Here is an 11,601-nt window from a genome sequence, read left to right as displayed (position 1 = left end):
GCAAATAGAAATACGCGCCGATCTATGATACATTTATAACAAAATGGGAACCATGGGCGGGGGATACATGTTACATAAATTCGGTTATTCACAATATGAGAGCAAAGTGTATGAAGCGTTAGTATCTGGAATGAAACCAATGGATGCAACCATGATTGTCAAACATTCCGGCGTGCCAAAGGCCAAAATATACGAGGTCATATCCAAACTGGTGGAGAAGGGCATCGCGCTTGAATCCGTATCCGAGAAAAAGAAACTATATTCCGCATTGCCACTTCCTCTTGTGATTGAAAAGCTAACGGCTGAATTTCAGGCTGATATTGAACAGCTTGAGACGTACGAGCCGCAAAAAGAGTTCATCGATGATCATGTCTGGAGCCTAAAGGAAGATACCTCCATCGAGGCAAAGTTACATCAATCGCTACAGCAAGCCCAAAAATCGATCCGTTTCTCAGCTTGGAAAGCGGATATGCAGAAGTATATCCCACTCCTGGAAGCCAAAGAAAGGGAAGGAATATTCGTTGAGGCCCTCGTTGTCGGCGAAGTGAAGTCACAATTGTCTCATCTTGTTTTCTTTGAACCGAAAAAAGAACATGTTACACTGGAAAGGTTCAGGTTGCTCATCGTAGACGATGAAGAGGTTATCTTCGCAGGGGAAGAGAATAACGAATGGCAAGCGATTAAGACAAGATCGCAACCATTTGTACGCGTATTTACGGATTACTTCTACCATGATGTATTATTAACCAAGATCACAACCAAATATAACGATATCTTAATCCATGATCAAGAAATTATGGCGCAGCTGTTACAACTCAAATATTAAGGATCGAACCTTTCAGGCGGATAGAACGATTGTTCTATTCGCCTTTTTATGTTGAAATTAAGGGTTGATCTTCGGAGAATATTAGGTTACTATTTCGGTAGTAACCATATTGGAAATGGAAGTTTGAAAGGAGTTATTTCATCATCATGAATCCCAAAATATATATTTTGGCAATGGCTTGTTTTGTAGCAGGCACGGTAGAACTTATTGTAGGCGGCATTTTGGATTTGATTTCAACGGATTTGGGCATCTCGTTAAGCGCTTCAGGGCAGTTGATTACGATATATTCGATCATATACGCATTGTCCGGACCATTATTATTAACGATGACATCAAGAATAGAACGTAAGAAGCTATATCTCTATGCATTATTTGTATTCATCATTGGTAATATCGTATCGACGTTCAGTCCGAACTTTAGCATCCTGCTCTTGGCGAGAGCTTTGTCTGCTTCAAGCAGTTCACTCATTGTTGTCTTATCGATTACGATGGCATCCCAGATGGTTGAACCGAAGTATCGGGCACGTGCAATCGGAACCATCTATATGGGCGTTAGCGGCTCCTTAGTCCTTGGGGTTCCACTCGGCATGATCTTAGGCAACGCCTACGGATGGCGGGCGCCTTTCTTTATGATCTCATGCCTATCTGTCCTAGCTATGATAGCAATTGGTCGCTATATTCGTAAAACGCCACCTGTACCGTCCCTCCCTCTTCGCACGCAGCTGAAAACGTTGAGAAACGGGAAAATCATATCCGCACATTTGATATCCATCTTTATGTTGACAGGACATCTGACATTATATGCTTACTTAACGCCATTTCTACAAGAAACGCTGCATATCAACACTTCTTTGCTTAGTGTGTTCTACTTCATCTTCGGGATCGCGGCCGTTGCGGGTGGAGGCATTGGCGGCTGGGTAAGTGACAAATTCGGGTCGGAGAGAAGTATTGTCATGATCGTGACCGTTTTTGGAGTGATGATGTTCCTCATGCCGCTGTCGACGTTCTCGATTTATGCTTGTATTGTCGTCATGATGATCTGGAGCATGCTTAGTTGGTCCATTTCACCTTCATTGCAGAGTTATTTGATCCAATCGGCACCCGAATCCGCTGAGATACAACAAAGCTTGAACAATTCAGCCATTCATATCGGCATAGCTCTTGGATCTGGCATCGGCGGTGTTGTCATCGAACGTTCTTCGGTCTATTACAATGCATGGGTTGGCGTTATTTTCGTGATACTCGCGCTGGGTTGTGCAGTATGTTCTATTAAATGGAAAAATCGTTTCCGTGCTGAGAAAAGTTTACCGCAATCATAGATTCAACGTATCATTTACGTACGAGAGGAAGGCCCTTGGATATCCCAAGGGTCTTTTTCAGGTCTATATACTTCGTTGGACTCAAGCAATGTAAGTGATTACATAAGAAGATAATGGTATAATTATCAGAAAACATGCGCTAAAGGATCAGATCATGGATAGATAGGTGGCTATAATGGATCAGGATAAAGTCAAGAAAATGATAGAAGCTGCAAAAATGTACTATTTTAAAGATTATAGTCAACAGGATATCGCGGATAAACTAGGCGTTTCCCGACCAACGGTTTCACGTTTTTTGCAGCAGGCGAAGGAAGATGGATTCGTTCAAATCCGGATTATGGATCCCTCTGAAGATACAGAGAACCTAGCATATCGCTTGAAACAAAAATATAATTTAGCCAAAGTCATCGTTGTATCTGTGCCGCATTATGAAGAAAATTTGATCAGAGAATATCTAGCCGAAGATACGGCTCTGTATTTAGATGAAATTATTAAAGATGACGATTCGCTCGTACTTGCATGGGGTCAGCTCATGCATCAAATTGCGAAGAAATTACACCACAAGCATGTCAACCACGTGAGCATCGTTCAAATGCTAGGCGGATTCACTCATCTCGAGGACAATAGGTATCAATCTGAAATACTTCATTTATTTGCACAAGCCTTGGATTCACATCCCTATTTCCTGCCGCTGCCTGCCATTGTCGATCATGTATTGGTCAAGCAAGCGATGGAGTCGGACAAATATATCCGTAAAATCTTAGAAATGGGAAAGCAGGCCAATATCGCCTTATTCACGGTCGACACTTCGCATTCGGACTCAGCATTCCTGCAATCGGATTATTTCTCCAATGAAGACAGAACCGAGATAAAGTTGAAATCAGCAGGGTATATTGGTACGCGATTTTACGATAAGAACGGACAATTGTGTCTTTCGGAATTAAGTACGCGAATGATCGGACTGGAATTGGAAGAGTTGAAACGAAAAGAAAGATCTATTCTTGTAGCGGGTGGAGCCGAGAAAGTAGAAGCGATTTATGGAGCATTGAATGGCAGGTTCGCGAATGTATTGATTACGGATCAGTTGACAGCCAAATCATTACTGGAGAAAGACCAGGAACTTAATTCCCGGATAGACCCATCCAATGCTTTCCCGCTGTCTGGCATTCCTCTCTATTAATCTTAAATGTATGACGTTATGAAACTGGAGGCTGTACTGAAATGAGTGTACATATTGGCGCATCGCCAAGCGATATTGCAGAATCTATCCTTTTGCCGGGTGATCCGATTCGGGCGAAGTTCATCGCGGATACCTTCTTGGAAGAGGCTTACTGCTATAACGGAGTTCGCGGGATGTTAGGATATACGGGGTTTTATAAAGGCAATCGAGTTTCGGTGCAAGGGACCGGGATGGGGATTCCATCCATGTCTATCTATGCCCATGAACTTATACAAGAATATGGCGTGAAGAATATGATCCGTGTCGGAACATGTGGTGCCATTCAAAAAGGAGTTCAGTTAAGAGAGATCGTGCTTGCGATGAGTGCTTCAACGAACTCTGCCGTGAATCAACGAAGATTCAAAGGAATCGACTTCGCACCTACGGCGAATTTTCATTTTCTGAAGCGCGCGTATGATTTATCCCAAGAAAAAAAGATGTCAGTTCGCGTGGGTAACGTCATGACAACGGATACATTTTATATTAATGACAGGGAAGAGATCCAATTGTGGGCAGACTATCAAATGCTCGCGCTCGAAATGGAAACCGCAGAACTTTATACGCTTGCCACACGATATCATGTCAATGCCTTATCCATCCTGACGGTGAGCAATCACGTACTTACGGGAGAAGTCACGATGGCGGAGGAGCGTGAGAGCACCTTCACTGAAATGATCGAGCTTGCTTTGGACGTTGCGATCACGGCTGGCCGGCAGTAAGGACATACATCGGATCCGGGAAAAGAGGCAGACTTATGGCTGTCTTTTTTCTTTTGATAGGGGAAAGGGACTTTTACAGGAAAACTATATTGACCCTTATAGGGTAGAGGGGTATACTAAAATTAAATTATTGATATTCGATAATCTTCTTCAGACCGTCGATGAATGACATGGATCATATGGAATGATGGAGAAAGGGAGCGATGAAAATGGGAGAGACCCTGTTAATTGCTGTTAGTCCGGGCATACAAGTAGGAGGAGCCTTATTCACCCCGAAGCACCTCCAAACGATTGGCGCTGTAGTCGGCGAGGAAGCACGCATCGAAATGACTACGTTCAAACAACTCTATGTCGAAATTCCAGTGGAGCGTCGTGAATCCATTCAAGCCGAGCTTGAACTTGTTGGATTGGAAGTATATCCAGCGGGATTTGTAAGCAAGAGTCTAATCGCTTGTAATTTCTGCAAGGGCGCCGAAGAAGCTGGGGTTGAGATCGCACGCACATTAAACCAAGCGATCGCCGGCATCGAAACGCCTACCCCGCTCAAGATCGGATATGCAGGTTGTGCACTTGGTACAAGTGAGCCGCTATTCAAGGATATTGGTGTTGTAAAGATGCGAAATACGTTTGATATTTATGTCGGTGGAGAACCTAGGGGGATTAAGGTTGCAGCAGCACAATTATTCATGTCCGGCTTATCGGAAGAACAGCTGGTACCGGTGATTCTGCGAATTATCGATTATTACAAGACGGAAGCGAAGGGGAAAGAGAAATTCAGTAAATTTATCGGGCGTGTAACACTGGAGACCTTGCAGCAAATTGCGGCTTAATAATGAGAGGAGTGCTTCATCATTATTCATGACAAAGTTTTTATGTAAATAATTTCCCTAGTTATCATCATGGTTTTCTGCTAAAATGAACGACGAGTTGTGACTAAGCTTACAATTTGGGTGGGCGAGGGGTTTTACGAAGTAGGTTCACGATATGATTCAAAAATGGTTTCGTTTGCAAGAACACGGTACGAATTCATACCAGGAAATCATGGCGGGAATCGTCTCATTTTTCACAGTTGTCTATATTATTGTCGTTAATGCGTCGATTCTCAAGGATGCGGGAATTCCTTTTGAAGCAGGGGTAGCGGCGACCGTATTTACATCTTTCGTCGGATGCCTTCTTGTCGGCTTCTGGGCGAACAGTCCGATTATCCTCGTGCCTGGCATGGGCGTAAATGCGCTCTTTTCGTATACGATTGTTCAAGGAATGGGGTTGTCATGGCAAGAAGCGTTAGCTGCTGTGTTCATATCCGGTCTCATTGTTACCATCGTTACCTTTACCTCGTTATCTGGCATCATTGCCCGAGCGATACCGAATTCGTTGAAACATGCGATCACGGTGGGTATCGGATTCCTGTTAACCTTTATCGGCATGCAAAAAGGCGGAATTATCGTATCTGGCAAGACGACTTTGGTTGCTCTAGGAGATTTCTCAGATCCGAAGGTACTCCTCACAGTCGCTACGCTCGCGATCACCTTGTTCCTGTTCGTTCGTCAAGTTCGAGGTAATTTGTTGATCGGTATCATTGCAGGTACACTGCTTGCAGCGTTGTTCGGGGGCCTAGAAGCAGGAACTGGTAGTGAAGCGGCATTTTCGCTTGCGGATTATGGTCAGGTCATTGGATCGATGTCCTTTGATGGATTGACATCCGTTGTGTTCTGGATCGCGGCATTCTCTTTGATTCTGGTCATCCTGTTCGAGAACGTCGGGTTGATTCATGGACAAATGGAAATGGTGAAGCAGCCAGACAAATTCAAGCGTTCGCTTCAGGCTAGTGCGGTATCCGTCATTGGTGCAGGGGTATTTGGAACGAGCCCCACCATCTCTGCTGTCGAAAGTGCAGCGGGGATCTCAGCAGGCGGTAAGACGGGACTAACCTCGATAACGACTGGAGTCTTATTCCTAAGCTCGATCGCCGTGATTCCGTTGATTAAGCTCATTCCGAGTTCAGCAATTGCTCCTATTCTCATGATTATCGGTGGATTGATGATTCAGAACATACGTGAGATGAAGTTCGATGATCTGACGGATTGGTTCCCGGCTTTCTTGACGATAGCTGCAATTCCACTAACTTCAAGCATCGTGGATGGCATGGCGTTCGGATTTATCACTTATCCGCTGCTTAAGATCGCCACAGGTAAAGGGAAAAGCGTAGGCATTGTATCCTATGTCATCGCATTCTTATTCGTATTGAACTTTGTGCTGCATACGACGAGTTAATTCAATAGCGTCAACACGTACCGCCTTCGAAGCTGAAGGCGGTTTTTCGCATCTATGCTGTCCATGAACTTGGATATGCCAAAAGAACGAATTTTGTGGTTCAATTGACATATAATCATTGAAGATTTACTATAAATCCATAAGACGACGTGATGATAATATAAATGAAGCCATTTTTCAAGGAACCAACGCCATTGTGAACGAAATCGGGTTCGCTGAAGCGAGGGTGAAATTCTTTTGGTTGAAAATTTGCCTCAGACGGACATTCAAATGCGTTGGGACGCGATAAAAGCGTCATAAAGTAAATAAATGTATATCAAAGTAAGGAATTATCTATATAAATTTAAGGAACAGGTCTCTTAGTATTAACACGTAAGAGGCCTCTTTGTAATGCATGGGCAGCCCGGGCCCGGCCTTTTTGCGACATGCTGTAACCGCATACATGAGATGATGCATACCATTTCATACTAGGAAATGAGGATGGAAAAATGAAGCTGAGTCAAAGGATCCAACAGAGATGTTCATTTTTGTTATCGATTCTACTGTTATTTTCAATCGTTTTTTCAACAAATTCATCATTTGCCATGGCAGAAGAGCGTCCGATTCAAGAAGTTTTATTAGACGATCAGACGGGAAATCATGCGACTGACGTACCTGTTGTCAATGATATTCCAGGAGATCTGTCCGGTGTATCAGACGTACCTGTTGTACCTGAGGAACAGCCTATTGCGACGGATCTTGTTCAACCTGAACAAAGCGCTGCAGCAACAGGAAAAGAAAACTATGCTTTGAAGAAACCTGTAAAGGCATCTGGTAATGAAGTTGACTATCTGGGTCCTGAAAATGCGGTCGATGGAAATATGGGAACCCGCTGGTCATCCGATAAAACCGATAATCAATGGTTTATCGTGGATCTAGGCGCGAAGAAAGAGATCGGGCAAGTGGTTATTCACTGGCAGACACCAGCCAAGACCTATAGTGTTCTGACCTCCGTCTATGGAGAAGAATGGGAGAACATTACGGCAGAGAATAATGGTGTGATCGATTGTAAAGGCGGAAAAGAAATCCTCGATTTCCCATCTCGAGAAGCACGATATGTCAAGTTCCAAGGTGTTGAACGAAAGCCAGTTGACGGCATATTATACGGTTATTCGTTCTATGAATTCGAAGTATATCAAGAAGATCCGCTCGTGAAAATCATGCAAGGAATTCAAGGGTTAGAGCCGATCGGTAAAGGACAGACGCAGCTTACATATCCTGCAGTGCCGGATGGGTACAGGGTCTCTGTGTTCGGCAGCGATGCATTGCCAGTCATCGATAAAGAGGGCCGAATTCACACGCCTCTGACAGATCAGAGAGTCCATGTGATGCTCCAAGTGCAGAGTGAGGAAAATCCTGACCTGAAAGCCATAACTCCGTCTTTCGAGGTTACCGTTCCAGGGGAGTATACGCCAACGGGAGATCAAAATGCTGAACCAAAAGTTATCCCATCCTTACGGGAATGGGTAGGAGGAACAGGTCAATTCACTTTAACTTCTTCCTCAAGAATCGTCGTGAGTGATGATTCTTTGCAGAAGACAGCAGAAATCATGAAAGATGATATTAAAGACATTACAGGTTTTGATTTGCAAGTCATGCAGGGTGCGCCTTCCGCTGGAGATTTGGTATTATCATTAACCTCAGATGCTAGCGAACTTGGTGCAGAAGGCTACTTGTTTCATGTAGATGATTATGTATCGATTACGGCACCGACAATTAAGGGCGTATTCGGAGGCACACGGTCTGTGCTTCAGATCCTCAAAGCAGATGATGGCCATGATACGATCCCGAAAGGACTGTCTCGCGACTATCCTAAGTATGAAACCCGCGGCTTCATGATTGATGTTGCTCGTAAGTTCTATACGATTGATTTCCTTCGGGATTACGTCAAAATGATGTCATGGTATAAGATGACTGACCTGCAAATCCATCTGAATGATGATATAGGTAATCGCGGTGTGTTTCGGTTAGAAAACGAGAGGTCTCCGGAATTAACAAGTAAAGATGGCTTTTATACGAAAGAAGAGTTCCGCGATTTGCAGCGGTTAGGTCAAGATTATGGTATTAATATTATCCCTGAAATCGATACGCCAGGGCATTCGCGTGCTTTTACGACATTAGATCCTTCTCTGGGGAATGGTTCGCATCTGGATATCTCTAAACCCGATACCGTCGATTTTGTCAAGGATTTGTGGAGTGAATATATTGACGGCTACGATGGCGGAGAACCTACATTTCTCGGTCCTGATGTTCAAATTGGAACAGATGAATACGCGGGAGGAAACACGGAAGATTTCAGAAAGTATATGGACACCATGATCAAATTCATCCATAGCAAAGGGAAACATCCTTTGTTGTGGGGCGGATTGCAAGAGTACGCCGGGAAGACACCGATCAGCAATGAAGCGACCATGGCGATCTGGCATATGCCGTATGGCGGACCGCAGCAAGCGATTGATCTGGGTTATAACATCATTAACACCAATAATAGCTATTTATATCTCGTACCCCGACTATATGCCGATTATTTAAATACGTCACTCTTATATCAGGAATGGGAGCCTGTAAAATGGGACGGTGCGACGCTGCCTTTCGGCCATCCGCAATTAAAAGGCGGCATGTTCGCGCTCTGGAATGATATTTCGTATGAAGCGGGGCTATCGATGGATGATACCCATGTCCGCTTGGTCCCTGCCATGCAGGTCCTTTCTGAGAAAATGTGGCACGGCGCGAGAAGTGATGTTGACTACGATACATTTATGAAGACAGCGGCGGGGATGGGGGATGCGCCGAATACCCACCTTTCGCATGACGTGAAAGTCGATAATCCAGAAGGAAGTGTCCTTAATTATTCTTTTGAAGAGAACTTCAATGATGCATCTGGTAACCATTTTGATGGAATAGGTAACCAAGTGACCTTTACCGAGGGGAAATACGGGAAAGGTGCGTATTTCAGCGGGGGCGACAGCTACATTCAGACGCCGTTAAGCAGCTTAGGGTTTGGTTGGACGGTATCGATGTGGATTAAGCCGGATGCAGGCAACCCAAACGACGCCGTCTTAATGGAATCACCTGCAGGTACGGTTAAATTAAAGCAAGGCGAAACAGGAAAATTAGGGTTTTCAAAAGAAGGTTATGACAGCGTATTCGATTACAAGGTTCCGGAAGAGAAATGGACGCACATTCTACTGACTGGAGACCGGTCTGGTGTATCATTGTACGTAAACGGGAATGAATACGTAGAGAAGTTAGCGTTAACGCAGCCTATGCCTCGTATTCAGACGCTTGTTCTGCCAGTTGAGAAAATAGGCAGTGCAACCAACTCCTTTAAAGGAACGATCGATAATCTTCAAGTCTATAATAAATTCATTCCGCTGCTCGATGTTAACAATTATGCGCTGTACCAGCCAACAGAATCCTCAGAGTTGGAAGCGCCATGGTTACCGTCTGACCAAGCCGTCGATGGAAATATGTCCTCACGCTGGTCAAGTGCACATAAAGATGATTCGTGGTTTATTGTTGATCTAGGCAAATCGAAGAAAATCAGTAAAGTAATCATATCTTGGGAGACGGCAGCGAAAAAGTACAAAATTCTCGCATCCAATGACAAAGAAACATGGACCAATGTGATGAAGGATGATCAAATCCTTGAATTCGATGGAAAACTAGGTACGAGTAAGATTGAATTCGATCCAACTCAAGCCAGATACGTGAAATTTCAAGGTATAGAAAGAACCCCGGTATACGGCGAATATTACGGTTATTCCTTCTATGAGTTCGAAGTGTATGGCGATGATCTGATGACCCCATACAATTCACTTATTGCGCAGGCAGAGAAACTCGTTGCGACCGGAAAGGGCAACGTGTCTATCCGCAACCAACTCATGACGCTGTTGTCGCAATATCCGTATCATTTCGATACGAAAGTCGGAACATTAAGTGAGTTGAATACGCAATTACAAACATCTATAGATAACGAAAATAACAAACCAGATCCTGAACCTAGACCTATCCCTGATAATAGCGAATCTTCTCCAGGTACGGTACTTCCTCCTGCTCCAAAAGAGGGAGAAATGACGTTGAAGCCGGGAGAAGCAGGTACGGTTAACTTGGGGAGTCTCATAAGCGTTCAAGTACCTGTAGGATCCATGAAAGAAGCCGTTAAGCTCCAAATTAAGAAGGTAGAGCCTGCTTCAATCCTATTGGACCCGCAGCATCCTGTCCTTAGTTCCATATTTGAAGTACTGAAAAATGTAGATCGTGCCTTTGATAAAACACTGCATCTGACACTGGCATTCGATGCCAAACTATTAAGCAGCAAACAAAAGGCATCCATTTTCCAATACGATAAGAATAAAAAACAGTGGACCGAAGTAGGCGGCAGCGTCTCTGGCAGCAATATAAGTGCTGATGTACGCGATGTGGGTATATTCGCCGTATTTGCAGTAGAGCGTGATGAAGCAACGTCACAGCCGTCATTCATTGATATCGTCAATCATTGGGCAGCTGCTGATATTCAGAGAGCCGTCGAGCAAGGAATCGCGACAGGATATCCGGATGGTACATTCAATCCGGATGGATCGGTTACCCGCGCTGAGTTTGCGGTAATGCTCGCAAGATCATTACATCTGGAGAACAAAGGTACAACGTTGTCATATACCGACCGAGACGCGATTCCTGTGTGGGCCGCAACAGCCATTTCGCAAGCTGCGGAACTTGGCATCATAACGGGTTATGAAGACCAACGTTTCTTGCCGAATAAGCACATCAGCCGCGCCGAAATGGTAACGATGGTCACGCGCGCTATGAATCTGAAAAGTACATCTAGTAATAGAACCAGCTTCAATGACGATAAGTCCATACCGAATTGGGCACTAGCAGCGATTGATGCTGCCGTAAGCCAAGGGCTTATCAAGGGCAGGGAAGGGAACCTGTTCGCGCCGAATGAATCCACTACACGTGCAGAATCCATTACGGTATTGCTAAAAGCACTTGCATTGAAATAAAATGAAACTCAAAACCACCGTCCTATGAGGATGGGGGTTTTGAGTTTTTTTTGGGACCCTGAGGGTAGCGGGTATGTCGCGCTGCGTTCCATGGAATCCATCACATCGGCAGGGTACTGAGTATTTATCGTATAAAGAACATGATTTGTCATGCGACAGCAGGTACAATGAAGAAATAGGGTGCGATTCAATTCAGGTA

7 protein-coding genes are annotated in these 11,601 nt (G+C 44.4%); all 7 read left to right on the top strand.

Annotation, left to right across the window (positions count from 1 at the left end; translation table 11 throughout):
• Positions 1 to 67 precede the first annotated feature (67 nt).
• The 7 genes from BVG16_RS21425 to BVG16_RS21395 all read left to right on the top strand — a co-directional run bounded on the left by BVG16_RS21425 (position 68) and on the right by BVG16_RS21395 (position 11,402).
• A complete protein-coding gene (locus BVG16_RS21425) occupies positions 68 to 826 on the top strand; it encodes a TrmB family transcriptional regulator (RefSeq protein WP_078501241.1) in 759 nt (252 codons plus the stop codon).
• Positions 827 to 972: 146 nt separating this feature from the next.
• Positions 973 to 2,145, top strand: a complete 1,173-nt coding sequence (locus BVG16_RS21420) for an MFS transporter (protein ID WP_078501240.1) — start codon at positions 973 to 975, stop codon at positions 2,143 to 2,145.
• Positions 2,146 to 2,320: 175 nt separating this feature from the next.
• The gene (locus BVG16_RS21415; protein WP_078501239.1) at positions 2,321 to 3,325 is read left to right on the top strand and encodes a sugar-binding transcriptional regulator; all 1,005 of its coding nucleotides are present in this window, start codon (positions 2,321 to 2,323) and stop codon (positions 3,323 to 3,325) included.
• 41 nt (positions 3,326 to 3,366) lie between these two features.
• Complete coding sequence (gene deoD, locus BVG16_RS21410; RefSeq protein ID WP_078501238.1) at positions 3,367 to 4,083, top strand: purine-nucleoside phosphorylase; 717 nt, start codon at positions 3,367 to 3,369, stop codon at positions 4,081 to 4,083.
• 203 nt (positions 4,084 to 4,286) lie between these two features.
• On the top strand, positions 4,287 to 4,913 hold the full coding sequence (locus tag BVG16_RS21405; RefSeq protein ID WP_078501237.1) for an NAD(P)/FAD-dependent oxidoreductase: 627 nt from the start codon (positions 4,287 to 4,289) through the stop codon (positions 4,911 to 4,913).
• Positions 4,914 to 5,067: 154 nt separating this feature from the next.
• Positions 5,068 to 6,357 carry an NCS2 family permease gene (locus BVG16_RS21400; protein ID WP_078501236.1) on the top strand — a complete coding sequence of 430 codons (1,290 nt, stop codon included), beginning with the start codon at positions 5,068 to 5,070 and terminating at the stop codon, positions 6,355 to 6,357.
• Positions 6,358 to 6,845: 488 nt separating this feature from the next.
• Positions 6,846 to 11,402, top strand: coding sequence for a discoidin domain-containing protein (locus BVG16_RS21395; RefSeq protein WP_078501235.1), 4,557 nt, complete (start codon positions 6,846 to 6,848; stop codon positions 11,400 to 11,402).
• The last annotated feature ends 199 nt before the right edge of the window (positions 11,403 to 11,601 follow it).

This window comes from Paenibacillus selenitireducens (genome assembly GCF_002021565.1).
Classification (GTDB): Bacteria; Bacillota; Bacilli; order Paenibacillales; family Paenibacillaceae; genus Paenibacillus_K; species Paenibacillus_K selenitireducens.
Note: the sequence above shows the minus strand (reverse complement) of the source record. Positions and strands in the feature narration are given on the sequence as shown.